Origin of the sequence: Desulfovibrio sp. JC022 (genome assembly GCF_010470665.1) — a bacterium.
Taxonomy (GTDB): domain Bacteria; phylum Desulfobacterota; class Desulfovibrionia; order Desulfovibrionales; family Desulfovibrionaceae; genus Maridesulfovibrio.
Genome location: NZ_VOPZ01000013.1, coordinates 61,238 through 85,529 on the forward strand (window position 1 = coordinate 61,238; position 24,292 = coordinate 85,529).

Here is a 24,292-nt window from a genome sequence, read left to right on the forward strand (position 1 = left end):
ACCATAAAAAATGGCTGAATTATGTTGAGATTATTGACCATACTTATCACTCTCCTCCTGCTGCCCGCTATGGCCTGTGCCTGGCCGGGCAAAATAGTCGCAGTTGAAGGTGCGGCCTCATTTGTTGTGCTTAAGGATGGTCAAACTCCTGTAAAGGTCAACATTGCAGGAGTTAAACCTGTTCCGGGTATGGATTCCGCCAAGGCACGGCTGGAAAGCAGCAACCTCGTCCTCATGCGCGATGTTGAGGTCAGGGAACTAAGCAAGAGTGACGATGGAACCATCATCGGCGACATCACCGTTAATGGTAAATCCTTATCAAAAGAATTGCTTGATGAAGGTATTGTGCAAAGCTCTGCTCAGGCAGCCCCTGCGATCGATACCACACCGGTAGAAATCCCCAAGGAAATAATCGAACCGGCATCTCCCCCGGAAAGCACCCCTGCTCCGCAGACAGTAACCGCCCCTGCAACCGAAACTGATGCGGCAAATATTGCTGATGAACTTTTTCCGGAACCCTCTGCGCAAACAACACCCCAGCCTCTGCAAAAGCCAGCACAGCCAGCAATGTCGCAACATGCGCCACAGGTCCGCTATGTACAGGTCTACCAGCCACCGCAACAACAATTAGGACTTTGGCCCGGACGTCCGGCCCCTGCAATTGCGCACCAGCCGGTTCAACAGGTATTTCAGACACAACAACCCGGATTACAAACAACACGAGCTCATGCCCCGGTAGCGCAGCAACAGCCCCCCTCTGGGCAAGTTCAAAATCCCGGTGACGTAGCTAAGCGCGATTACGATCTGGCTGTAAGGGTTCAAAAGAACACCAGACGGACCAAGAATAAAGGCTTCTTCGTTCCAAAGAAAAAATCAGAAACATTTATTGGTGTCGCCGGCGGTGCACAGGCAGCCATGAAGTCCAAAAATGAAGCACCCTATTCATCTTTCGGTGGACTGGGGGGAATTTCAACAAGACATTTCTACCCTTCAGGATTTGGTATCGGCGGTGATTTTTTCATGAGTAAATCATCCGGTACCTCAGGAACCTACGGAGCAACGTATTATAGCAACGGAACCCTCAATACAAACGGGACCAACTATGACTACAAAGATAAAAGTTTTACCACCTACACATTTACCGGGGCACTGCTCTACCGCTTTTACACAGACCGGAACTTTACCCCGTACATAGCTGCCCATGCTGGGTATTCAATTTTTGATTACCCAAATAACATCTTTGAAATGTCTGATGGTGCCCCCGTTGCCGGTGGTGGTGCCGGTTTTTTATATGAATTCGATTCCGGCTTCACTATCGGTCTCGATACCCGCTATCTGAAAACCATAGGCGGTAAAAAGGATGATCCAAGCGGATTTTTTGATACACTCTTTAACATAGGTTACACCTTCGACTGACCGCTCTCTTTAATATATACGATCGAGCCCTTAACTTGCATAAAGTTAAGGGCTTTTTTGATTTCATTATTGACTTGTTCGAATTCGAGAGGTACTACCATTTACAAAAGAGTAGCACTAAACAGGCATTCATTTTAAGAACAGACCGCAAACGGAGAAAAAATGCATTTAAAATATATGTCGCGATTCTTTGCCGCATTTGTTTTTTTTACCCTTATGAATACTCCTGCATATGCCCACAGAGTTAGTATCTTCGCATATATTGAAGGGAATACAGTATATACTGAGAGCTATTTCAGTAAAAAAAGAAAGGTCCATAAAGGCAAGCTTGAAGTTTTCAGCACCAAAACCGGGGAAGAACTTCTTAAAGGAGTGACCGACAATAACGGTAACTTCAATTTCCCTATCCCTGAAGCCATCAAAGTGAATAAAAGCGGCCTTCTGATCAACCTCTACGCCTCTGAAGGGCACAGGGCGGTCTGGACCTTAAATGCAGATGAAATTTTCCCCGATACCGAGGAAACAACGCCCGCAGCATCGATCAAGGATTCCCCTGTCAGTACAGCTGAAACGCCCCCCCTTACTTCTCCGGCAGGCACAACACCGGAAACATCATCACAGGAAATTGCAGAGCTTACCACGCAGGTAAAAACTCTCACAAATAAAGTCGAGACCTTGAAACGGTTGATCATCAGCCAACAGGAAAAAGGTCCCGGTGTTAATGAAATATTTTCGGGGATCGGATATATCCTCGGACTTTTCGGAGTTGCCGCTTTTTTTCTTTCAAAGAAAAAATAATTTTTACGCCACCTTATTACACGGAGTGATTTCATGCGAAAACAGATTGTTCCCGTTCTGACCATCTTGTTGATTCTGGCCTTCAGCAGTTCTTCCTTTGCCCATTTCGGAATGCTGATTCCTGAAAAATCAATTATCACCCCGGAGAAAAAGAAAGTTGAGATGCAGCTTTCATTTTCACATCCATTTGAACTGGTAGGCATGAATCTGGTTAAGCCCAAAAAGTTCAGCGTTTTTTATGAAGGAAAAGAAACCGACCTGCTGCCATCGTTGAAAGAAACAAAAACAATGGACCACGATTCTTTCAAGGCAGAATACAAAGTAAAACGCCCCGGCATGTATACTTTTTTCATGGAACCTGTGCCCTATCCCGAACCTGCCGAAGATAATTACATCATCCATTACACCAAGACTATTGTATCCGCCTTCAACGAAGGGGAAGACTGGAACAAGCCCCTTGGCGTTAAAACCGAAATTGTACCTCTGACCCGCCCTTGGGGTAATTATGCCGGCAATGTTTTTCAGGGAATCGTCCTGCTTGACGGAAAACCGGCCCCCTTCTCTCGTGTGGAAGTTGAATTATACAATAAAAAAGGTGAACTGGCTGCACCCTATGAATGTATGGTCACACAAGAAGTACTCTGCGATGAAAACGGAGTATTCACCTTTGTCTGTCCGAAAGCAGGATGGTGGGGCTTTGCAGCCTTAAATGATGCTGATTATAAAATTAAAGGAAAAGATGTAGAGCTGGGTGCTGTGCTCTGGATTGAAATGGTTCCTTATAAAAATAAATAAATTAACACCCTAAAAGCCATTAGAGAACTAATCAAAAAAGGTCGGAAGCACTATCTTCCGGCCTTTACTTTTATCTCCAAGCTAATTATGACTTATTTGAAATAATTAACAATGTTGCCGAACTTAAGTTTTATATAATAATATTTAATATTTAACGGAGTAGGAATGCTTAACCCACAGGTTTTAGTTGTCGACGACAGCAAAACTATCCGCACTGTCATCAGTTCGGAACTAAAAAAGCATTCCATAGATGTAACCGAAGCCATCAACGGCACCCAAGGCTTAGACTTTACCCGTAACCATCACTATGATCTTGTAATAACAGACATTACCATGCCCGGCATGGATGGTTACCAGCTCTGCACTGAAATCAAAAGAAATCCGGACACCCAATCCACCCCGGTGATCATACTTTCCAGCAACGAAAGGCATGAACATATCGAAAGAGGTTTCGAGGTCGGTGCTGCCGCATATATAACCAAGAACAAAGCCCGGAAAGACCTGCTCCCATACATCAAAGAGATTCTGGACCGGGCTAAGCTGCTGCGCGACAAACTTGTACTGGTTGTTGATGATTCAAAGTACATTTTGAATGTCGTAAAATCGGGACTCACCTCAGCCGGATTTAAGGTAATCACTGCCAGCAACGGATTCGAAGCATTTGAAATTGCAAGTGAAATAGCACCTCATCTCATCCTTTCAGATATCAATATGCCGGTAATGAACGGCATCAAGCTTTGCGAAAAAGTTCAAAATCATCCAGCTTTAGCCCATATTCCATTCGTGATAATGAGTTCCGGTGCGGATCGCAGAACTATGCGCGAACTGCTACACAAAGGTGCTGCCGCTTTTCTGGTCAAACCTTTCAATATTGATCAGTTGGTAATTACCGCCGAAAAGCTGCTCAGCGACCATTTCCAGATTATTCTACAGCAGCGAGAAAATTTTAAGAAAGAACGCACCCTGCTAATGGGCAGTATAACCAGTCTTATTCAGGCTCTGGAAGCGAGGGATTCCTACACCAAAGGTCATTCTGACACGGTTTCAAACCTGTCAGTACGAATTGCTGAAAAACTGTCTTTAAGTGAATTTGACCAAGAGAGGATAGAATTTGCGGCAAGATTGCATGATCTTGGAAAAATTGGCATCCGCGATGATATCTTGCTTAAAAACGGCCCACTGAGCGAAGATGAATTTGCCAAGATCAAAGAACACCCGGTACTCGGTGCCGATATCCTGAACCCCATTCCAAGTATGGAAGATATTATCCCTGCGGTGCTGCATCATCATGAAAAAATGAATGGACAGGGCTATCCGCATGGGTTGAGCGGTAATGAAATTCCGCTATGGGCAAGAATCATCTCCATTGCCGATGTTTATGATGCCCTGACTACCGATCGCCCGTACAAGGATGCGTTCACCCATCAAGCCACCATGGAATTCATTGAGCAAAAAGCAAATGTAGAGCTATGCCCGGAATGTGCTAAAGCTTTTCAGGCTGTCATGCTCGAAAATGACAGCCTGTTGTATTAGAATTTTAAGCTGGATTAATCCGATCCAGCCCGGAAACTTCCCAAGCTTTTTCCTTATCCACTTCCTCGCCGCCATCAAGAATTGTTTCCTGCATTTCTCCATCCACATCCGCGCTCTCTTCCACACCCATTTTAAAAATGAGCTTCTGGTTGGTGTCGTAGATGTAAGCGGCCTCTTCATAAATATAAAACTTAAAAGGATTCTGCATAGTTCCTCCATTAAATTAGTGTTCACAAACACAGGACTTTTATCACTTTGCGCAATGACAAGAAAGGGCTAATATTATAAGAATGCAATTTGCAGACTAATCCCAACCACCCAAAAACACCGGGAGCAGGCATGAAGCTTAAGATCATCTCTAAAATTTTATGCGCTACTTTTTTTCTTGTGATGCTAATAAGTTCCGCTGCAACAGCCGAAATTTCGACCTATAAATGCCAAAACGGCCCTGCCTGTATTGATGAAAGAGTCAATTTCGGAGCAGCTGAAATCAAGTGCACTGACGTTAATGGAGACGTGCTTTCCAACTGGATCTGTGAATACGAACTGGAATATACCTGCACAAACAAACTGACCGGGGAAGTCCGCAAAGGCGGTTTCGATCCCATTGGCGGCGCGCTCTGCTCAAAACTCTGCGGCCCGTGCAAGGAAGGTTGGAAATAATTTAATTTATTGGTTCCGCAATACTTGCCAAGCACACGGCAATGTTATAGATAACATCTCTTCACCTGAAGGGGCTTAAGAATTTCTTTTTCTTGCAGCCTCTTGCATCATATTCCTGCGTGTATACTATATAAGTAGGAAGTGTTCTTTGAAAAAATGGGGGCGCACTGGTTTCGACGGGGGTGAAAGAAGCCAAGGTTGCAGGTCGTGGCGCCGCTGGCCACGTAAAAAGCGGCACAATCATAATTGCAAACGACAATTACGATTACGCAATGGCAGCTTAATTAAGCTTGCCATGTCATAGCTTTGATGTCTGATATTAGCTTTGACAACAAACCCATCAGACTGGCTATCTCTGCGTTGCACGTCCGTAGAGAGGCGAGAACCCAGCACGCGCTGGCTCATTTGTTGCCTGTTCAGGGGCGTTCATTTGGGCGAGAAACAATACTTGAACTAAACCTGTAGACATCTTGGTGGAGCATTCTCGGACGGGAGTTCGATTCTCCCCGCCTCCACCATTTCATCATTTTCATACCGTCCCATACGGTTCAAAGAAGAACGACAAACCCTTGTTATTCCTAGGAATAGCAAGGGTTTTGTTGTTTCTGGGGTGTCCTTCTAAGTCCGGGTAGACGCGTTGACAGCCATACCCAGATGTGGGTAGACGGGCGGGTATACCGCATCAGCCAGTCTGATCTACCCGCAAAACAGGAGAAACCCATATGGCTCTTACCGTAAAGCAGATTCAAGCTGCAAAACCCAAAAAGAAATTATACCGCCTCGGTGATTCAAATGGGCTCTGTCTCGAAATCACACCCTCCGGCACAAAACTGTGGAGATACCGATTTCGTTTTAACGGCAAAGAAAAAATGATGTCTTTAGGCTCCTACCCTGCGACCAGTCTAAAAGAAGCCCGAGACAAACGAGACGAGCAACGTAAAATTCTTGAACGAGGAATAAATCCCTCCGAATATAAAAAAGACCAGCAGGCCACAGTAAGCGGAGAAAATGAATTCGAAGCAATAGCCCGCGAATGGCATACCAAATTTAAAAGCACTTGGACCAAAGGACATGCCCAGACAGTTATCAGACGTCTTGAGCTGAACTGCTTCCCTTGGATCGGCAAAATGGTTGTCAGTGAAATTGAACCGCCGGATGTTTTGAAAGTCCTCAGAAGGATCGAAAGCCGGGGTGCGCTCGAAACAGCACACCGGGTACGCAGTATTCTCGGACAGGTTTTACGCTATGCCGTTGCCACCGGACGAGCCACCCGCGATGCTACAGCGGACCTCAAAGGTGCCCTGCCCCCGGTAAAACACAAGCACATGGCAACCATCACCGACCCCAAACAGATCGGCCCCCTGCTCAATAATATTGACGAGTACCAAGGCAACACCATGACCAAATGTGCCTTGCAGCTCGCCCCACTCGTTTTTGTCCGTCCCGGAGAGCTACGCCATGGCGAATGGGAAGAAATAGATTTTGATACTGCCGAATGGAGAATTCCGGCAGAAAAGATGAAAGCCCGCCGTCCTCACATTGTACCGCTTTCCCGGCAGGCTCTGGAAGTCCTCTTCGAGCTGAAACCGCTTACAGGCGAGGGTAGATACCTGTTCCCCAGCATCCGCAGTAAATTATACCCCATGAGCGAAAACACCGTTAACGGTGCCCTGCGTCGCCTCGGTTACAGCAAAGAAGAAATTACCGGACACGGCTTCCGCTCCATGGCCTCGACCAACCTCAATGAAAATGGCTGGAAGCCGGACGTAATTGAAAGACAACTTGCCCATGTTGAAGGAAACAGCGTGCGAGCAGCTTATAACCACGCCGACTATCTGCCGGAACGCCGCAAAATGATGCAGTGGTGGGCGGATTTTCTGGATGCTTTAAGAAATAAAACAGAAGTTCCAGCAATAGACTAAAGGGGTTAATTATGATTTCCAAACTGAAAAGAAAAGCATTTCGCATGACTATGCTTACCCTTATACTTTTTGAAATAAATGTTCTGTATGGCTTGGTTTTTGTCCTTTCATTACTTGGAGCCGTAACATTAAATTTTTCATTGCCAATAAAAATAATCTTGCTTGTTTTTGCAGCTGCATCATTCTTTATTTCATGTAAGTCAACTTACTCTAATTTTGAGCAATTATGGCTGCACAGGACTTTGGAACAGGTCTTCGAGGGAAGAAAACTTGAACGTCATTCCATTCTTTCCTCACAACCATCTGAATCAAAGACTGAAAGCATAACAAATCAACTCCATGACAATGGTCTGACAACAGATCAGTATATCGCTAGCCTTGAACAAAAAATCGAATCCTTAGAGACTCAGCTAGCCGAGAAGGAAGAAATCATAAACAAGAGTGGCTGGAAAAAATGGTATCTCGCTGCCTGTTCAGCCATGGGTGAAATCATCCGCGAAAATACTGTCAATTCGTCCAGTCCGGTGACAATTAAAAGGGATGCTTTTTTCGAGCGCATCAAATCGAAGTATCCCGATCAGAATGAGAAGGAATTCGGCTCTGCGAATCGTGAAGCATGGAAGTGCGTTCCCGACACAGTAAAACACACTGACGGTTCTTCTTAAGGGGTAAAACACGTTAAAGAAGACTATTTTACCCCTCCTGCCCTTAAAAAACATCCTCATTTAATACAGGGGTTTAAATTTTAAATTTACAATTTAAGCCCCTTTACCCCTTTTACCCGTCTAGTAAACAAATCCGGTTCTTGTAGGCTCCTCCGAAACGTCAAAACACGGAGGAAAAACTATGCGAACCGAAACCAATCACACCGCATACCATCTGCCCAATACGGGCTTTGTAAGACTTGTTGATGTCCTGAAAGTCATTCCAGTTTCCAAGACAACTTGGTGGAAAGGAATCCAGACCGGACGCTTTCCCAAGCCGGTAAAACTTACCGAGCGCACAACCGCTTGGCGGGTCTGCGACATCCACAAACTCATCGAAGAGCTGGAAGCATAGATGTCTGACATGGCGTCTATGGCTTATGGAGGGGGCTGCTTGCTCCCTCCGCCTTCCTCTTTTCCGCATGGAGTGCTTCCGCCTAGAATCGAAGATTCACTCGATGTCGCGGCTTCGGCCTACAATGTTCCGCTTGCCGTCCCGGCCATTACCTTTCTGGCGGTGATCGGGGCCACGGTGGGCAGAACTCGCGGCCTTGAAGTCAAGCCGAGCTGGATAACCCACCCGAATCTGTATTGGGCTTTGGTGGCGAAATCCGGCACGGGCAAAAGCCCTTGCTCTGCCGCGATCATGAAGCCGATCCATGAAAAGGATCAAACCGAGTACCAGAAGCATAAGCAGGAACTTTCAGAATACGAGCTGGATTTAAAGGAATGGAAAGCCGATTTTGCCCGCGCCCAGCGTGAAAATGAAAGCCTCCCGGATAAGCCAATCTGCCCGATCTGGAAGCAAAGCTATATCGAGGACAGCACCACGCAAGCCCTTGGCACAATTCTGGCCGGGAATCCTCGTGGCGTGCTCTGGTATCGTGATGAGCTGGCCGGGCTGCTCTCTGATCTTGGTCGTTACGACAATAAGGGCAGCGATGGAGGCGACAAGGCCCGTCTGCTTTCCGCTTACGATTGCGGACCGTGGAAGGTATCGCGCAGCACTAGAGAAGGACTGCATATTCCGCATGCCTGTGTTTCCATTTTCGGGACGGTCCAGCCAAAGCTACTGCCGAACCTTTTCAAACCGCAGGATACCATTTCCGGCTTTCTGCCGCGTTTCCTATTTGTTCGCTGTGAACAGGAAGCACCGCCGCTTTGGACATCCAAAAGTTTCGATGGAGAGCAGGCGGAACACATTCATGGATTCATTCATCAAGCACAGGGCTTGAGTTTCGGGCCTGATGATTCGCCGCAGATTATCAGCTTGTCGGACGCTGCCCGTGAGTTGGTGCAAGAGTGGTACGACCAGCAGGTTTTGGCCCACTGGTACCAACCGGAGCTTGAGCAGTTTGAAGCACTTGCTCCAAAACTGCGTGGTGCGTTTTTCAAGCTCTCGCTGATCATCCACATGCTTGATTGCTGGAGCGCGGGAAAATCAGAACTCTGTCCGGTCCACCCGGAGTCGATTCAAAAAACGATTCATTTGATGGAATGGCTTGAGGAGCAGCAAAGACAGGTTTGGACTTTGCTTTCTGCCGGGAACAAATTTCAGGAAACTTCGACCATGGGGCGCAGGGTTGCGCGGGCCATCGTTGTCCTTTCAAAAGACCTGAATCAGTGTCTGTTGCCGACTTCAAAAATTGTGGAATTTCTGAACCGAAATCTGGCTGATTCCTTCCATGTGAAAGCGGATGCGGTGGGCAAAAGTTACAAAGAACTGGGCATAGAAATCGGGCGCAACAGCCGCGAAAGAGGTGCCAAACTCACCCCGGAAATCATCAAAACGCTCTCCCAATACTTTCCTGCTGAAAAAGGCGTCATACCCGTCACAGGCGTCACTGACCCCGATAAAAATCATGGAATTCAGATAGATACAAAAATGACGGCTGGAGTGACACCTGAAAATCAGGCGTCACCAGATGTCACCGTAGAAAAGTCCAACAATATCAAAGTTATGAAACAGGAGTGACGGCTATGACGTCTATGACACGTATTTTAGAGTTCTATACGTTTTGGGGTTCCATGACGCTCAAATTCTTCCATGGAGTCAACCCTGCGACGGTCTTTCGAGCTGGAAAAAGCGACCGAGCAGCGCATGGATTGATGCGTAATTGCTGTCCAAGCCAGTTTACCCAATGTTTCACATTGGGAACTGGCGAGGGAGAAATCTCCCTTCGATCCCTCTTGCTTTTAGAATCGTGCAAACACTCCATTCTCTGCGAGGGTTGGACGCCATGAAGAATGAAGAGAAGCGCACCGAGTTCGTGAACACGCGGGTCACTCCCACCGAAAAGCACTTGCTCAAAATTCAGGCTGAAGCGGAAGGCATGAGCGTCGGAGATTTTGTCCGCATGCAGCTCAACCGCCCCCGCGTCAGAAAGACGAAAGTCGAGAGGCAGAAGGTCATCCATCTGGCCCGCATCGGAAACAATCTGAACCAGATCGCTCGCTGGGCCAATACATATAAAAAGAATGCCGAGGCCGCACAGGTCATGCTGGTCCTGCTCGAAATCAGGGAAGAGTTCAAATGCTTATGAAAGTCTTCCGGCACGGAGTCGGGCGGGGTTCCAAAGTCATCGGATATGTGACTGGCCAGCATGACGCCAGACGGAAGGTCACGCCGCCGGAAGTTTTGCGCGGTGATCCTGATTCAGTCTGTGACCTCATCGATACGACCACCCGCAAATGGAAATATACATCCGGCGTTCTTTCGTGGGCTCCGGGTGATGAAGTCACGCCCGAAGACGAGAAAAAGCTCATGGACGGCTTTGAATCGATGGCCTTTGCCGGGATGGAGCCGGACCAATATTCTATCCTTTGGGTGCGGCACAGTCATGCTGGACATCATGAGATGCACTTCGTAATCCCGCGCACCGAGCTGCGGACGGACAAGGCTTTCAATCCCTGTCCACCGGGATGGGAGAAGCAATACAACCCATGGTGCGAGTTGCAAAACCGCCGCCGCAACTGGGCGCGGCCCGATGAACTGAAACGCGCAAGGCTGGTCAGCCTCGGCAGCTCAATCCAAAGTTACAAATCAGGCAATGCTTCCGAAATTCGGCGCACCGTGACAGAGGCCATTGTTCAGGGTGTTGAAACAGGCCTGATCCATAATCGGCAGGACATCATCAATACGCTGGAAGAGTTCGGCTTCGCAGTGCCGCGTAAGGGTAAGGAATACATAACAATTGAAATACCGAAGGACGAGAACGATACCGTTTCCCGGAAACGCAAAAACAACCGTATCCGTTTAAAAGGAGTACTCTATGCAGAATCATGGACAGTCGAAGAGTTCAAACAACGCGCTGAGCTTGGCCGAGAAAATGAAACAGCAGATGGACGAGCAGGCGCAAAGTTCCAAGCAGATAATTCAAGAAGAATTGCAGAACTTGAGCAGCGAGTTGCAGGAATCCGCGAGACACGAGCTGAGTACCATCGAAGCCGCTATAAAAGCAGAAGTTATTCAGGTCAGGAGTCGTCAGGAAAGCTTGATCGAAAGCTTAAAAACAACCTCACGTATCCCGCTGCTGGTATCCATAGCCCTCACGATTCTGGTCTGCCTGACGATCATCGGCGGGACCATGATCTGGGAGAAGTGGGAGGTAAAAAAGTTGCAGGGAATAACGCAAAGCCTGAAAGAATCCCAACTGGCTTCAATCAAGCTTACGGAAAAGCAGAAAAAGGTAAAAATCCTGATGGACTGGGGAATCTATCCGCACGTTCAAGGAAGACAGAAGTACCTGATTTTCCCCAAGGGCATGAAAATCCAAACAACGACGACCCGAGACGGGGATGCAGCACTATACATAGAAGAGTAGATTATGACCGAGTTACAGCAGAGCTTATTGGATTTGATGAACCGGATCGAACGGCAGCAGGCCCAACGGTTGGCAGCGCAAGACGCCAAGATAGCGGCCTTGGAGCAGGAAATACAAGGCTGCCGCGACTTGCAGAACGAATTGGAGAGAGTATTGAGCGAGTTGGAAAAATTGTTCGCTCGATGAAAAAGTTAATGTGGAGGTTTAAGAAAGTTAGAGGTCGGGGTGCTGGGCTTGGGAGGTGATAACAGGTTTGAACTGTTGCATATTTTGCAATAGTTCAAATTTTGTTTTTAATCGGATGTAATAATTCTTGTCTTTTTCTGTCCTTTTTTGTCTTTGGATTTTGATTCCACATAATTTTTTAAAGTCGCAGATAAAGACAGGGAAGGACAAATAAAGACAGATCGAGACAGAAAAAGACATGGAAAGATAAAATTTACTGCAAATTTTCAGGGGCGAGTTGTTGCGACAACTCAACTGTCAGATGAGATATGAATTCTTCTCTCTATAACTGTAAGAGGATCTCTGAATCTTCGGCTAAATTAAAGGAAATTGTAATTCCTACAATTCCCTGAGTTGCAGCATGAATTAATTCTTGTTGCTGGATCAATGATCCCAAATTCTTATTTCCGTGAAATAGATTGTTTCTTATCCGTGAGGATATATATGCAACACACTTTAATTTAGAAATATCTGTAGCGTTGTTAGCACGTATGGCTTGAAAAGATTGTAATCTACAGTCTCGCTCTGTTCTTCGGAAATTAAGGTTGTTAAATTTTGTTTGTCCTTGCCTGCTCTCGTAGCGGTTTTTAAAAAAAATATAAGCAAAATTTAAATGTCTGTTTAGTCGGTAATTATTATTTCTTTCCAGAATATTCCTAAACACAGGACATCCTAAACTGCCGGTGTTGTTGTTTAAAGTAGAAATTATTTTACGTTCAGCAAATGCCCATGCTAGAACAAATTCGCTTACTGCAATAAAATCTGTAGACTCGTATTCTAAACTTAAGTTATCGGCAATCCAGTCTGCAATCATTTCGTTTTGTCCTGTATTTCAACTAAATGTAGATATTATTTCAAAATTCTATGCGACCATTATTTATATTTGTATAACGCATTTTCAATGAATTTAGATAATTTCTCTTTTCTTTTTTGTCAGTGACACCAAAGTATATCCCTAATAGTCCAACACAAATAAGTGCTGTTCCAACAATAATATCATTTTTTTGACCATTTCCTTTTATAAAAAACAAAAAAATAGCCATTGCAGTAAACAAATATGGTATTATATTTTCAATTTTAAATGAATTTAATTCTTTTTCACATTCTTTAATTTCCATTTTAAGTTTTGCTATTTCTTTTGATTTTTTTCTAATAGCTTTGGCCTTTGCTTCACGTTCAGCTTGAATGCGTGCTTTTAGCTCTTTTTGTTCTTTTTCTTTTCGCTCTTCTTCAATTCTTTGAGTTTCTTTTTGTTTAGCAATTGCCGTTCTTCGCATACGATCTTGTTCAGCCTTAATTCTTTGAGCTTTTAAAACGGCTTCACTTCGTTCAACAGAATAATGGATACTTTTTTGGGTTAAGAGTGAGGTGACATAGCTTTCAGCTTTTTCAGCAGAAATTTCAAAGAATTCTTTATTTAAATGGTATTGAGCTAATTGTTGATGTAAATATTTTTCAGTACCCTCGTGATCCTCAACAAGCGCAGCCCAGAAAACTTTATATGGAGTAGGGACACCTGTAACTGAGGATATTTCTGCTGCTCTTTTTTCAGGTTCTCGCGAAGTTCTACCTATTTTGACCATATTAGGCATTTGATTCTGCCTAAGGATGTATATGTAACCAAGTTTTCCCATTTATCATCTCTTAATGGTTACTTAATTTTACGTGCATCTTTGCCTTCGCAATAATAGTCTCCATCGCAAGCATACACTCCAGAAACAATATGGTTATTGTCATATTTGATCCAATATTTTCCATAATTTTCCATATCGAGAAGAATCTCAGTTACCCGGGGTCTGCCTATAAGGCTATGTACTTCATATTCATGCATTCCATATTCTATAAGTTCAGGAACATTTGCTCCTTTTGACTTTATTTTTTCCATTATAGCAATTTTTTTAGCTTGTAACTGGTCTATTTTTTTAAAGACAAGATTTCTTTCACTTCTAAGCTTGCTTGCAGTAGACCCTTTTGCTTGTCCCAAATGTTTTTGTAGTTTGGCTACCTCGTGTTCAAGTAGATTCAATCTTCTTTGTTGCTCTTTTATTTTTGTTTGGGCTACTGAGTCCGAATTTATAGCTTCAAACTGTTTTTTCAGCTTAGACATGTCAAGAGTTGCTTTAACCTTCATTGTTACAGTCATTGCCCCAGCTTTGTTCATATTCCATTTTTCGTCTGAAGCCTTAACTTTTACAAGAGCGGCCGTAAAAGTATTAATCTCATTTTTATCAAGTTTCCCATTAACCACTTTTGTTTGACTTGAAATAAATGTTCCTGCTTTTTCCATAAGTTTTCGCTTCGCTTCAAGAAAACACATATGACGGGCATCATTCCTTGAATCGTTGTCACCGAGAGTATAAGTGTGACTACTCGTAATAGTAACAGGTTTTGCCCAAGCAACTGAATGAGTAAGAGTAATCAGAAAAACGATCAAAAAGAATATGGCGGTACGAGGACTCCTCATCATATGACTCTCAGCGTTAAAAGGTTTTAAATTCATTTAACATCATCAACTAAACCTTTGACCAAATCACCTAGCCCTCCAGAGCGAAGAGTCAATCGTAAGCAGACTTCAGCTTCACCGGATTTAGGGCTATATTTCTCTCCACATACAGAAGCAAATCGGATAACACCGTGACTTTTGAGGTTGATGATATCCTGTTTGATTTTTCCGTTTCTTACCAACGTTTGCCGTTCAACCTGAAGCCCATTGATTATTTCAACTAATCTTGCTTGAGCGACTGATCGGGCAGCAAGCAGGGCCATGCTTTTGGAATCTCCTTCGCCATGACCAACGACTTGAAAGTAACCAGCATAAAAAGCTTCGTTCTTATCTGAAATTTCATTGAACGAACTGTGCGCTTGATTTTCTGAAGCGTATGAAGTTTGTGCTCCCATGCTGACAAAAGTTAGCATGGTCAATATAATAGCGAAATATTTTACAAAAAACTTCATATTACGATTTCCTGTTAGCTTGGTTATATGAGTCTTGTTAAAATAAATGGCAAATAATTGGAAGATTAATTTACTTTGGATTTATACATCTTGGTTTAACTATAGATAAATATCTGTATAAAACGAGGGTTAAATTCGTCTCTATTTCCCTACACTTCTTAAAAATGACCGGGGAGGTTCATTTGTCTGAAATTCTAACCCTTGACTCCTATCCCCGCTAAGGCAAAAATAACCAAAACAAGACAAGGCTATGCTAAAAAACATATTTTTTAAAAATTTCAAAAGCTTCAAACAGGCAACCCTGCCGCTTGCCCCATTTACGGTGTTGATAGGGACTAATGCTTCCGGCAAAAGCAACGCCATTGAAGGCATGCTCTTGTTAAACCAAATTGCTGAAGGCCGTAATCAGGCAGCACCGAAGGATTACAGCCAAAACATACGTGGACAAATCAATCACCTTGGGTATTGCGGGGAATCTCGGTTTGCCGTTGGTTGCTCCAAGGATGAATGGAGCCTTACACTTGAATTAAAAACAAAGAATGATGGCCTGCAAATAGTTAATGAATCACTTGAAATAATTGATAAAACTAATTACCCAAACAAAACATATATCAAAGAGTTAAACGATATACTCTTTCTTTCACCAGTGCCAAGACTTATGCGTGCCCCAAGCGCAAAGTCAGAAAAAAGCATACACGCCAACTGCCGTAATTTATCCGGTGTGACTTATAACATATGTAGGAATCAAAACTCTCAAACACAAATCCTTTCAATACTCCAAAGAATACTGGGAATTAACGCCAAAGCGATTGAGTTTCAAGAAACCGACAGGGAAATGGTAACTCTAAAACTGGTAGAAAGCTTCGGTGATAAAGTTAAGAAATGGGAAGCATCTCTGCTTTCAGATGGAACATTACGCATTCTGGCGATTATAGCGGCTTTGCTTTCCGCTCCTGCGGGAACACTAGTGGTCATTAAAAATATAACCGAAAGAATTCATCCCAGCGGCGTAAAATATTTGCTTGAAGAAATGTACAGCATAGCCCTCGAACGCGAATTGCAGGTTCTAATTTCTACCCACAATTCTACCCTTATGGACACCGTACCACCTGAATTACTTGGAGATACAGTCTTATGTTATCGTGATGCTGAAGACGGCAGCAGTAAACTAATCAAGCTTTCCGATCTCAGTGATTTCCCGGCTCTACTTGCTCGTGGATCACTTGGAAAGCTTGCTACTAAGCAACTACTCGAAAAAGCAGCAAAATCAGTTTTGACTCCAGAAGAAAAGAAACTCAAAGCTCTAAAATGGATTAATAGATTACAACAGTAAGGTGTTAATTTACACTGTGGTGTCATTTGAGAGGTCATTCAATCTATAACTGGTACTCCGCCCGCCTCCGGGATTCTGGAGCAATATTCCACGCTTCACCAAATCCTTGACGTCACGCAGGGCGGTATCTGTGGAGCATTTAGCCAACTTGGCGTATTTGGATGAGTTCATGTATCCCTTGAAGTTTTCATCGAGCATGCGCTCAAGCACGGACCGCTGGCGATCATTGATCGGCGACTGCTGGGAGATCCGTTCCCACAGGCTGGCTTTATGCAACACATGACTCAGCGTGGATTCGGCATTGATCAGGGCTTCTTTCAGGCAATCCAGAAACCATTCCAGCCATTTGGTGATTTCCGGCGTGCCGCGCTGCTGCCGCTCCAGATGGGAATAGTAATCCTTGCGCTTCAGCTCAATCTGAGTGGACATGCTGTAATATCGCTCCGCCGCTCCATCAGCACGAGCCAAGGCCATATCCGCGATGGTACGCGCAATACGTCCGTTGCCGTCTTCAAAGGGGTGAATGGTAACAAACCACAGGTGGGCTATTCCGGCACGCAGAACCGGATCAGTATCATCTTCGCTCTCGAACCATTCCAGAAATCGAGCCATCTCATCTTCAAGGCGGTCAGCATCCGGTGCTTCAAAATGGACTTTCTCACGTCCCATAGGCCCGGAGATTACCTGCATGACTCCGACTTCCGCAGGACGCCAGTCTGCAACGGTAATCCGCTTGATGCCGCTGCGCCCCATCGGGAAAAGTGCCCCGTGCCAATCACAAAGCCGATCCTTGGTCAACGGCTCCGCGTATCGCTGTGTGGCATCGAGCATCATTTCAACTATGCCGTCCACATCGCGCCCTGCCGGTTTCAGCCCGGCAATCTCGATTCCCAGACGTTGGGCAATAGAGGAGCGTACCTCCTCTGGATTGAGGAGTTCACCTTCTATGGCTGATGAATGAACGATGTCATTGGTAAGAGTCTTCAGGCCCGCCTCATTTCTCAGATCGAAGCCCAAATTCCCAATCTTACCCAGCAACACGCCCTGCCGATGGCGGACGTCTGCCAGTTTGGAAATGAGCTTTTCAGCGTTCCATGAGAAGTTCGGCCAGTCTTGATGTTCGTGTATCCACATTGCTTTTGCCCTTATTTGCGGTGAATGTAGGCGTTATTCGCCGCATGTTTTGCGGTGATTATAGGGGGTATTTAAAGCAAAAGCAATGATCATCACTTGTTACTAGCAGCATGACTTGAAAATCATATTATAGATGAAAAATCAAAACTAGCATCAATGTAACACGGGTGAACGGTTATTTTTGTTGTTGGAATTCCAAAATCAAGCCAAAACTTCTCAACAATCTTATCTGGATATGGGTTAACAATCACAACATCAGGAAGACTGGATCGGCGGGAAAAGGCTTTTTTAAACAAATCATTACTCTGGTAATCAGTTGCAGGAAATGAATACCCCATAATAAATATTTTATCTGCCACGGCGATTTGTTCCTCGGCTTCTTGCCAAAGTGTCTTAAAAATGGTCCCAAAGGTATCATATTTTTTATCTTTAACCGGGGGAATTATCAAAGGCATAGAGGTGATACCTTCATCTTTTGAAGATCCTTCAGGTACCCACGGAAATTTAGTCTTAATTCGGGCATGCATATACCCATCACCTACGGACTTACCTTTAAGAGGAATATTGGGAGGGTAATATCCATATGAAAAAGATTCGTACCCATCCATAAATCTGCCACTGTGGCAACTATACTCAGACTCTGTAGATTCATACACAAAGAAATCATCCAAAGAGTCATGTGGGTAGCTTATCTCTTTACCATTAAAGAGAGGATGAAATGACAGCCAATTAGTTGAACCATGTAACTTAATAAGCTTAACGAACTGATCTTGATCAGCGGCAGGTTCTTCCCATTTGTTTCGATAAACAGCATAGGGCTTCACACAGTATCCATATTCTGTTGACCAGTTTTCCGATTCCTTCAAAACACGATCAATTAAGGTGTCCCAATTAAACGTTATTATGGCATCCTTATCTGTAAGACTTGCTATAAATGCTTCATGGACTTCCGACCGTGTTCCATTTTGAACTTCATTAATAACTGAGGCAAATAGAAAGACTAGCTGATTGTATGCTGAATAACATAGAGAGGCATTTTCAAAGTCCCCTGCAGCAACACTCTCTTTTAGATTACTCTCAATTTCAGAGTGAATTTGCTCAATATCTGAAGCATATTCAGCAAACTCATCTGGATTTTTAATATGCTTAAATCTGACAAGATAATTTATAATATTTCCGACAAGAACCCATTGGTTTTCGGATATTTTAAGTTTATTAAAAGTTGGAAAAAAATCGTTTGCAATTGGCATTATCTGATCTGTGGGTGACTTGTCATATGCCTTTGAAAAACCAGCACCCAATATATATGCATTCATAAAAATATCCGCGTTAGATGCCAAACTTCATATCGAATCAGAATTCGAAGCCGCATCGTGATACTATTATTTAATAAGGAATACCCTTTCCAGAAGGTTTAGCCTTCTTAAAATTAGACTTTCCATCTTCAAATGGAGTAAACCTGAAAGTATTTTGATCGACATGCCTTACCAATTCAATATCAATTAACGTTGTCTGGTTAGGTATTAGAATATCATTCAAGTCAATGCCGTTAGATCTAAATTCAGCGGGGGAATAATATGAAAAACCATCACTCGGCTTTGCAGAGATCCTGATACCGACCTTTCCATCGCGTGCTTTTTTCATCTTTGAACAATTCACATAATAGGTCAGAACATTATGACAAATTTTATTCCTTTGCCGATCAACAAAAAATCCTTTTGGCAAAATATCTGGACGATAATCGTTTCCAGCTAGCAAGAGCATATCAAAATCATTAACTGGATTTTTACGATCATCAGTTATACGAAAAACTAGCATGGCATACTGATCTTTGCATTTACGATCAGTCATTTGAACATTTTTTGTAATAATCTTAAATGAATCAGATATGATTTTAAATTGTTCTTTATTTTGCACACCTAAACATTGTATAATATGATTAACGACACTTTTTTTAACTGCATTTTTTGGATTTACACTTTTCATAATTCCGATTTTTGACCCAGAATGACTTGCTTTTGCTACGACACAGAAAGGAATTTCTTCAGGGTACACTGTCTTTTCTTCATTTATTTTTAATTCCGAGATTGGTAACTCCTTGTTAGTTCTCAGATCTCTCACTATACCAATCTTCCTAGATATATCCTGTCGCAAAGAAAAATAACGATAATTCATATTGGCCGCAGCAAGCCGAACAACTCCATCAGAACCTTTTTCTACTAAATAACTGTTAACAAAATCATAAAGCTTACTGTCAATCGTTTGTCCTGACAAAACAAACTGATAAAAGCCCTTATCAACAGGTATGTAATCAAGCCATTTAAGGTTTAAATCCCACTGCCCAGAGCTTCCAAGTTCTAGCCAATTTAGGACTTCGACTCCAGGCTCAATACCATCAAAAAAAGAATTAATCCTACTAAGTCGACTCTTGCCTAATTGAGCTAAAGCAGATCCATGATTTGCTGGCGCAAGCATCACGATATGTTTAAGAGGAATTCCTTCCAACCCGAACTTACTTCCATAAAAGATATGAGCCCAAAGCCTAACAACTGGCCCCCCTGTTGAATGAGTAATACATGAAAAGGAATCCTCGCCAATTGCGTCAAGACGAGCTTTATCAAAGGCGCGCGCAATATCGTCCAACGTGACTTCATCATGAAAACTTATATACTTACCAAGATGAATATGATGTATATCAAGGTTTAAATAATCAGGAGACGCTGTAACTAGAGCTTCAGCGAGCCCTCCATATGTGTCCTGATTTGTAACGCTCCAACCATGAACAAATAAAAGCTTCATATCTCCTCCCCTTTTCACTGATTCTAAAAAACAAGACAGAGCCCCCCAAAAAAACTTAATCTGAAGAGGAGTAACTCTTGACCTCCTCAATAGATATTTAATATAAGAACGTCAATAGAATACAAAAAAGCATACGATTGATATTTCCAAGATGTTCATATCGAGTCAGCATCCAATATTACAAAAAGTGGAGAATATAATGACCGAACAGGAAGCGAGTCCTACCCGTCAAATAAATATTTTACGACAAGCATTGTCGTCAGACAAAAATAAGGTTGCCTTTTTGCTAGGAGCTGGGTGTCCCCTTTCTGTCAGGACTAAAGAGAAAGAACCATTAATCCAAGACATTGTCGGATTAACAAAAATTGTTTGCGAGACATTAAAAGGAAAAGGAATTGAGAGAATTAAAAATCGAATATCTGTTCCCAAGCTGAAAGATCCGACAATCGAAGATATTTTAAGCCATGTTCGGTTACTGATTGAAGTTGTAGGAGAGGATAAAATAAACGAACTAAACAAAATTGAACTTGAAAGCCTTGAAAGGAAAATTTGTCAGTCAATCACAGAGGCTGTCGGAAAAGAATTACCAGAACAAAGCACTTCATATCATCATCTAGCTGCATGGATTGGTGGCATCCCTAGGGTTAACCCAATTGAAATTTTCACACCTAACTACGATCTTTTAATTGAATCAGCCTTAGAATCAAAAAACATCCCCTATTTCGACGGATTTATAGGGTCAAAGAAAGCCTTTTTTGATCTGCACTCAATTGAGCAAGAAAAGCTGCCTTCAAGATGGGTTAAATTATGGAAATTACATGGATCAATAAATTGGTGGAATGACCAAAAAGGAAATGTATTTAGAGGTCACTCGAAAACTGAGAACAATAAACAAATGATATACCCGTCTCACCTAAAGTATAATCAAAGTCGTAGAATGCCTTATTTGGCAATGCAAGATAGACTTAGCCATTTCCTCTCCTCTGGCCAAGCTGTAATGATTACTTCAGGCTATTCATTTGCAGATGAACATCTTAATGAAATTTTAACATCCAGACTTTCAGCAAACCCAAGAGCAATTTGTTTTGCTTTGCTATACGATACCCTTGATAAATACCCGATAGCCCTTGAATGTGCTAAAAGAGTTACGAATTTAAGTTTAATATCACAAGATAAGACCTATATAGGCGGTGAGGAAAAAACTTGGATGGAAACTACAAAAGATGAACATTATAAGGATTACATAGAAGAAAAAGAGATTAAAGAAGCTAAAGATAAAATAGTAAAATGTAACCTTGGTGACTTTGCAAAATTCGGAAAATTTTTAATAAACCAAATTGGTTCTGAGGAAATAGAAAGGAAACAGAATAGTCATGATTAATGATCCATCTTTTATCGGAACTGTTCAGGATGTTTCCGGCACAACAATTACAGTGGCTCTGTCTGAGGAAACTGTAACTGGCGTATGTTTTGTCTCAGGTGAATGTTACCGAGTGGGACAGGTGGGTAGCTTTGTTCGTATTCCTATCGGTTTCATGGATTTATATGGGTTAGTTTCACAAGTTGGCGCAGGAGCAGCTCCTGTAAAAGATGGCGAAAGTTCTCCCTACGGTAATCGTTGGCTTCAAGTTCAGCTAGTAGGTGAAGGAAAACGCGGAGAATCTTTCGAGCGAGGCATCTCTCAACACCCAACCATTGATGACAAAGTTCATATAGTAACAGAAAAAGACCTTAAAACTATTTACGGTCCGGGTGACCCGACAGATTTTGTATCAATAGGCCATCTTGCCAGTGCTGAAAATATTCCGGCATATGTAGATATCAATAAGCTTATTACTCGTCATTCTGCTATCGTAGGAAGTACTGGCTGCGGTAAATCGACAACCGTAGCAGGATTATTGACGGCACTATCTAATCCAGATGAATACCCTTCCTCACGAATCATTGTTTTAGATATACATGGTGAATATGCGAAAGCATTATCTGACCGGGCTAAAATTTTCACTGTTGGAGCAGATGAATCAAAAGGAGAGAAAGAATTACAAATACCTTTCTGGGCATTAAACTTCGAAGAATTTATAAAATTTGCATTTGGAAATCTCGACAATTCTAAATTCGTAACCATTTCTGACTGGATTATAAAACTAAAAAAAGAATCACTTGAAAACCAGCAAATAGAAGGTGTATCAGAAGAAAATATTACTGTAGACCACCCCACACCTTTTTGTCTTCATAAACTATGGTATGAGCTTTATAAAAAAGATTTTAGGACTATCAGGCCAAGTCCGAACACATCATCAACCAATTTAGACTTAGCTTTTGCAACAGCCAATGATGGAAATGAACTTAAAGGGGATGCAATGCAAGCTATCCCTCCAGTTTTTTTATCCATTAAAACTACAGGACCACGCGAGGAACAAATACAATGGGGGCCTGAACCAATTGGAATTCGTCAACAATTAGCAACCCTTGGGTCCAAACTCCGTGACCCACGATATAATTTTATATGCAACCCCGGCAAATGGAAACCAAGCATAGATGGTGTTGTGGATAATGACTTGGATATACTTCTACACGACTGGCTTAACAACGAGAAGCCTATAACAATTTTAGATCTTTCAGGCATACCATCAGCAATACTTGATGATATGATTGGTGCAGTGTTAAGGGTCATTTATGACGCTGTTTTTTGGGGAAGAAATCTCCCTGAAGGCTGTAGAGAACGTCCTCTTCTAATAACACTTGAAGAAGCTCATGCTTATTTAAATAAAGAGCATTCTGGAGCTGCTGCGACAATTGTTCGTAAAATTGCAAAAGAAGGACGAAAGTATGGTGTGGGTATGATGGTTGTAAGTCAACGTCCATCTGAAATTGATTCTACCATACTATCACAATGCGGAACACTGATAGCCATGCGGCTTGCAAATAGCGTAGACCGAGGGCATATTACAGGAGCTACGTCTGACAACCTTAAAGGATTACTTGACATTTTGCCAATACTACGAACAGGAGAAGCAGTCATCGTAGGTGAAGCTGTAACACTTCCAATACGAACTTTAATAGCTCCACCTCCCCCAGAAAGAAGACCTGATAGTAGTGATCCTAAAGTAGTAATTAGAGAGACTGATAGCAATGAATTTGAAGGACCTGGCGGATGGAATCAAAGACCTGAGAACGAGAACTACAAGCCTATGGTTTATCAGTGGAGGGTTCAATCTGCAAAGTATGACCATGATATTTTTAACAAATTAATGAAAACAGATGGAGATAAGAATGAATGAGTGGATCTCAACACAACAATCATCGAACATTGCTGGATTTAGCTACGATGAAACAAATCAAACCCTAACTGTAGAATTTCATAGTGGAGCTAGATATAATTATTATGATGTCCCATCACATGTATATGAAAATATGAAAACCGCACCATCTTATGGAAAATTTTTGAACTCAGAAATAAAAGGCGCTTATAGATATGCTAGGCAGTAGTCTTTTATCAATTAACTATCTTTATTAGGGAATTGAAATGAATTTTATACAATTTGATATGGGCCATCTAAGTAAAGGGCAGATTGTTGAAGTAAGCCTTACAAGTGGTGCTAATGTTCGATTAATGGATGGACCTAATTTTAATTCGTATAAAAACGGTCGAAAGCACACATACTATGGTGGCTTAGCAAAAAAGTCTCCAACTAGAATTCAAGTACCTCGCACTGGACGATGGTATGTCGCGGTGGATATGCAGGGATTAAGAGGAAGCACCAAAGCATCTGCTAGAGTTCTTCCTAGTCCTTTGCCTGAAATACGAGAGCAGTCTCTCTCAGATATTCCAAGTCTTGTTCGCAATAACATTCCTCCTTCAGCAATACTTACAAATGAAGTTCATGATGTTTTTATTTCTCATGCATCAGAAGATAAAGATGAAATTGTAAGACCATTAGCAACAGCGCTAATTAATGAGGGATTAAATGTTTGGTATGATGAATTTACTCTTCGAATTGGTGATAGCTTACGGCAGAAGATAGATAAAGGGTTAGCTTGTAGTGTAGCCCTCCCGTATATTAGTCCCAGCGCAAAGTAGAGATTTCTGATAAAGACAGCCATGAAGGAGGTTGTTTCGATGCGGAAATCCAAATTCAGTGAAAGCCAAATTATTAAAATCCTGAAAGAGGCCGAAGGTGGTCGTAAAGT

At 42.8% G+C, this 24,292-nt stretch carries 24 protein-coding genes and 1 other RNA gene; 17 read left to right on the plus strand and 8 right to left on the minus strand.

What is annotated here, in order from left to right; genetic code table 11:
• Positions 1–21: 21 nt before the first annotated feature.
• The 4 genes from FMS18_RS18530 to FMS18_RS18545 all read left to right on the plus strand — a co-directional run bounded on the left by FMS18_RS18530 (position 22) and on the right by FMS18_RS18545 (position 4,542).
• Positions 22–1,416, plus strand: coding sequence for an outer membrane beta-barrel protein (locus FMS18_RS18530; RefSeq protein WP_163296157.1), 1,395 nt, complete (start codon positions 22–24; stop codon positions 1,414–1,416).
• Positions 1,417–1,578: 162 nt separating this feature from the next.
• Positions 1,579–2,214, plus strand: coding sequence for a hypothetical protein (locus tag FMS18_RS18535; RefSeq protein WP_163296158.1), 636 nt, complete (start codon positions 1,579–1,581; stop codon positions 2,212–2,214).
• Positions 2,215–2,247: 33 nt separating this feature from the next.
• A complete protein-coding gene (locus tag FMS18_RS18540; RefSeq protein WP_163296159.1) occupies positions 2,248–3,009 on the plus strand; it encodes a DUF4198 domain-containing protein in 762 nt (253 codons plus the stop codon).
• A gap of 165 nt (positions 3,010–3,174) precedes the next feature.
• The gene (locus tag FMS18_RS18545; RefSeq protein ID WP_163296160.1) at positions 3,175–4,542 is read left to right on the plus strand and encodes a response regulator; all 1,368 of its coding nucleotides are present in this window, start codon (positions 3,175–3,177) and stop codon (positions 4,540–4,542) included.
• A gap of 4 nt (positions 4,543–4,546) precedes the next feature.
• Here the strand turns inward: FMS18_RS18545 and FMS18_RS18550 are convergent, their stop codons facing one another.
• Entirely contained in the window at positions 4,547–4,750 is a 204-nt protein-coding gene (locus FMS18_RS18550) for a hypothetical protein (RefSeq protein ID WP_163296161.1), read from the minus strand.
• A gap of 131 nt (positions 4,751–4,881) precedes the next feature.
• Here FMS18_RS18550 and FMS18_RS18555 point away from each other — a divergent pair, with 131 nt between their 5' ends.
• The 8 genes from FMS18_RS18555 to FMS18_RS18590 all read left to right on the plus strand — a co-directional run bounded on the left by FMS18_RS18555 (position 4,882) and on the right by FMS18_RS18590 (position 11,900).
• On the plus strand, positions 4,882–5,205 hold the full coding sequence (locus FMS18_RS18555; RefSeq protein ID WP_163296162.1) for a hypothetical protein: 324 nt from the start codon (positions 4,882–4,884) through the stop codon (positions 5,203–5,205).
• Positions 5,206–5,363: 158 nt separating this feature from the next.
• Positions 5,364–5,723: a transfer-messenger RNA gene (gene ssrA, locus FMS18_RS18560) on the plus strand.
• A gap of 204 nt (positions 5,724–5,927) precedes the next feature.
• A complete protein-coding gene (locus tag FMS18_RS18565) occupies positions 5,928–7,127 on the plus strand; it encodes an integrase arm-type DNA-binding domain-containing protein (RefSeq protein ID WP_163296163.1) in 1,200 nt (399 codons plus the stop codon).
• Positions 7,128–7,138: 11 nt separating this feature from the next.
• The gene (locus FMS18_RS18570) at positions 7,139–7,792 is read left to right on the plus strand and encodes a hypothetical protein (RefSeq protein WP_163296164.1); all 654 of its coding nucleotides are present in this window, start codon (positions 7,139–7,141) and stop codon (positions 7,790–7,792) included.
• 181 nt (positions 7,793–7,973) lie between these two features.
• Positions 7,974–8,186, plus strand: coding sequence for an AlpA family transcriptional regulator (locus FMS18_RS18575; protein WP_136676023.1), 213 nt, complete (start codon positions 7,974–7,976; stop codon positions 8,184–8,186).
• Positions 8,187–9,806: a DUF3987 domain-containing protein gene (locus FMS18_RS18580; protein WP_163296165.1), complete on the plus strand. Its 1,620-nt coding sequence runs from the start codon at positions 8,187–8,189 to the stop codon at positions 9,804–9,806.
• Positions 9,807–10,071: 265 nt separating this feature from the next.
• Positions 10,072–10,374 (plus strand): plasmid mobilization relaxosome protein MobC, encoded by a 303-nt coding sequence (mobC, locus tag FMS18_RS18585; protein WP_163296166.1) that lies wholly within the window; start codon positions 10,072–10,074, stop codon positions 10,372–10,374.
• Positions 10,365–11,900 carry a relaxase/mobilization nuclease domain-containing protein gene (locus FMS18_RS18590; protein ID WP_163296167.1) on the plus strand — a complete coding sequence of 512 codons (1,536 nt, stop codon included), beginning with the start codon at positions 10,365–10,367 and terminating at the stop codon, positions 11,898–11,900. Before mobC ends, FMS18_RS18590 begins: the two co-directional genes overlap by 10 nt.
• A gap of 263 nt (positions 11,901–12,163) precedes the next feature.
• Here the strand turns inward: FMS18_RS18590 and FMS18_RS18595 are convergent, their stop codons facing one another.
• From FMS18_RS18595 to FMS18_RS18610, 4 genes are read right to left on the minus strand one after another with little or no spacing between them, the layout of a single operon-like run.
• A complete protein-coding gene (locus FMS18_RS18595; RefSeq protein WP_163296168.1) occupies positions 12,164–12,694 on the minus strand; it encodes a hypothetical protein in 531 nt (176 codons plus the stop codon).
• A gap of 40 nt (positions 12,695–12,734) precedes the next feature.
• Positions 12,735–13,514, minus strand: a complete 780-nt coding sequence (locus FMS18_RS18600; RefSeq protein WP_163296169.1) for a GIY-YIG nuclease family protein — start codon at positions 13,512–13,514, stop codon at positions 12,735–12,737.
• Positions 13,515–13,531: 17 nt separating this feature from the next.
• Entirely contained in the window at positions 13,532–14,380 is an 849-nt protein-coding gene (locus tag FMS18_RS18605) for a hypothetical protein (RefSeq protein WP_163296170.1), read from the minus strand.
• Positions 14,377–14,835, minus strand: coding sequence for a hypothetical protein (locus FMS18_RS18610; RefSeq protein WP_163296171.1), 459 nt, complete (start codon positions 14,833–14,835; stop codon positions 14,377–14,379). The genes FMS18_RS18605 and FMS18_RS18610 overlap by 4 nt, the downstream gene beginning before the upstream one ends.
• Before the next feature lie 250 nt (positions 14,836–15,085).
• On the opposite strand from FMS18_RS18610, the gene FMS18_RS18615 reads away from it, so the two are divergent.
• Positions 15,086–16,168, plus strand: coding sequence for an AAA family ATPase (locus FMS18_RS18615; RefSeq protein WP_163296172.1), 1,083 nt, complete (start codon positions 15,086–15,088; stop codon positions 16,166–16,168).
• Positions 16,169–16,177: 9 nt separating this feature from the next.
• Here the strand turns inward: FMS18_RS18615 and FMS18_RS18620 are convergent, their stop codons facing one another.
• From FMS18_RS18620 to FMS18_RS18630, 3 genes are all read right to left on the minus strand, one after another.
• A complete protein-coding gene (locus FMS18_RS18620; RefSeq protein WP_163296173.1) occupies positions 16,178–17,302 on the minus strand; it encodes a Fic family protein in 1,125 nt (374 codons plus the stop codon).
• Between the two features lie 122 nt (positions 17,303–17,424).
• Positions 17,425–18,618: a hypothetical protein gene (locus FMS18_RS18625; RefSeq protein ID WP_163296174.1), complete on the minus strand. Its 1,194-nt coding sequence runs from the start codon at positions 18,616–18,618 to the stop codon at positions 17,425–17,427.
• 70 nt (positions 18,619–18,688) lie between these two features.
• Entirely contained in the window at positions 18,689–20,101 is a 1,413-nt protein-coding gene (locus FMS18_RS18630; RefSeq protein ID WP_163296175.1) for a triacylglycerol lipase, read from the minus strand.
• 199 nt (positions 20,102–20,300) lie between these two features.
• Between FMS18_RS18630 and FMS18_RS18635 the strand changes: the two genes are divergently transcribed.
• The 4 genes from FMS18_RS18635 to FMS18_RS20940 are packed head-to-tail and all read left to right on the plus strand — an operon-like array spanning position 20,301 to position 24,182.
• Positions 20,301–21,482 carry an SIR2 family protein gene (locus FMS18_RS18635; RefSeq protein ID WP_163296176.1) on the plus strand — a complete coding sequence of 394 codons (1,182 nt, stop codon included), beginning with the start codon at positions 20,301–20,303 and terminating at the stop codon, positions 21,480–21,482.
• Positions 21,475–23,382, plus strand: coding sequence for an ATP-binding protein (locus FMS18_RS18640; RefSeq protein ID WP_163296177.1), 1,908 nt, complete (start codon positions 21,475–21,477; stop codon positions 23,380–23,382). The genes FMS18_RS18635 and FMS18_RS18640 overlap by 8 nt, the downstream gene beginning before the upstream one ends.
• Complete coding sequence (locus FMS18_RS18645; RefSeq protein WP_163296178.1) at positions 23,375–23,590, plus strand: KTSC domain-containing protein; 216 nt, start codon at positions 23,375–23,377, stop codon at positions 23,588–23,590. The genes FMS18_RS18640 and FMS18_RS18645 overlap by 8 nt, the downstream gene beginning before the upstream one ends.
• Before the next feature lie 37 nt (positions 23,591–23,627).
• Positions 23,628–24,182 carry a DUF1883 domain-containing protein gene (locus FMS18_RS20940; RefSeq protein WP_163296179.1) on the plus strand — a complete coding sequence of 185 codons (555 nt, stop codon included), beginning with the start codon at positions 23,628–23,630 and terminating at the stop codon, positions 24,180–24,182.
• The last annotated feature ends 110 nt before the right edge of the window (positions 24,183–24,292 follow it).

Coding starts and splice junctions, on each gene's coding strand:
- FMS18_RS18555 (WP_163296162.1), top strand. CDS start 4,882: ATGAAGCTTAAGATCATCTCTAAAATTTTATGCGCTACTTTTTTTCTT.
- FMS18_RS18645 (WP_163296178.1), top strand. CDS start 23,375: ATGAATGAGTGGATCTCAACACAACAATCATCGAACATTGCTGGATTT.
- FMS18_RS18540 (WP_163296159.1), top strand. CDS start 2,248: ATGCGAAAACAGATTGTTCCCGTTCTGACCATCTTGTTGATTCTGGCC.
- FMS18_RS18625 (WP_163296174.1), bottom strand. CDS start 18,618: ATGAATGCATATATATTGGGTGCTGGTTTTTCAAAGGCATATGACAAG.
- FMS18_RS18600 (WP_163296169.1), bottom strand. CDS start 13,514: ATGGGAAAACTTGGTTACATATACATCCTTAGGCAGAATCAAATGCCT.
- FMS18_RS18640 (WP_163296177.1), top strand. CDS start 21,475: ATGATTAATGATCCATCTTTTATCGGAACTGTTCAGGATGTTTCCGGC.
- FMS18_RS18595 (WP_163296168.1), bottom strand. CDS start 12,694: ATGATTGCAGACTGGATTGCCGATAACTTAAGTTTAGAATACGAGTCT.
- FMS18_RS18570 (WP_163296164.1), top strand. CDS start 7,139: ATGATTTCCAAACTGAAAAGAAAAGCATTTCGCATGACTATGCTTACC.
- FMS18_RS20940 (WP_163296179.1), top strand. CDS start 23,628: ATGAATTTTATACAATTTGATATGGGCCATCTAAGTAAAGGGCAGATT.
- FMS18_RS18535 (WP_163296158.1), top strand. CDS start 1,579: ATGCATTTAAAATATATGTCGCGATTCTTTGCCGCATTTGTTTTTTTT.
- FMS18_RS18565 (WP_163296163.1), top strand. CDS start 5,928: ATGGCTCTTACCGTAAAGCAGATTCAAGCTGCAAAACCCAAAAAGAAA.
- FMS18_RS18590 (WP_163296167.1), top strand. CDS start 10,365: ATGCTTATGAAAGTCTTCCGGCACGGAGTCGGGCGGGGTTCCAAAGTC.
- FMS18_RS18530 (WP_163296157.1), top strand. CDS start 22: ATGTTGAGATTATTGACCATACTTATCACTCTCCTCCTGCTGCCCGCT.
- FMS18_RS18575 (WP_136676023.1), top strand. CDS start 7,974: ATGCGAACCGAAACCAATCACACCGCATACCATCTGCCCAATACGGGC.
- mobC (WP_163296166.1), top strand. CDS start 10,072: ATGAAGAATGAAGAGAAGCGCACCGAGTTCGTGAACACGCGGGTCACT.
- FMS18_RS18635 (WP_163296176.1), top strand. CDS start 20,301: ATGACCGAACAGGAAGCGAGTCCTACCCGTCAAATAAATATTTTACGA.
- FMS18_RS18620 (WP_163296173.1), bottom strand. CDS start 17,302: ATGTGGATACACGAACATCAAGACTGGCCGAACTTCTCATGGAACGCT.
- FMS18_RS18615 (WP_163296172.1), top strand. CDS start 15,086: ATGCTAAAAAACATATTTTTTAAAAATTTCAAAAGCTTCAAACAGGCA.
- FMS18_RS18550 (WP_163296161.1), bottom strand. CDS start 4,750: ATGCAGAATCCTTTTAAGTTTTATATTTATGAAGAGGCCGCTTACATC.
- FMS18_RS18630 (WP_163296175.1), bottom strand. CDS start 20,101: ATGAAGCTTTTATTTGTTCATGGTTGGAGCGTTACAAATCAGGACACA.
- FMS18_RS18545 (WP_163296160.1), top strand. CDS start 3,175: ATGCTTAACCCACAGGTTTTAGTTGTCGACGACAGCAAAACTATCCGC.
- FMS18_RS18605 (WP_163296170.1), bottom strand. CDS start 14,380: ATGAATTTAAAACCTTTTAACGCTGAGAGTCATATGATGAGGAGTCCT.
- FMS18_RS18580 (WP_163296165.1), top strand. CDS start 8,187: ATGTCTGACATGGCGTCTATGGCTTATGGAGGGGGCTGCTTGCTCCCT.
- FMS18_RS18610 (WP_163296171.1), bottom strand. CDS start 14,835: ATGAAGTTTTTTGTAAAATATTTCGCTATTATATTGACCATGCTAACT.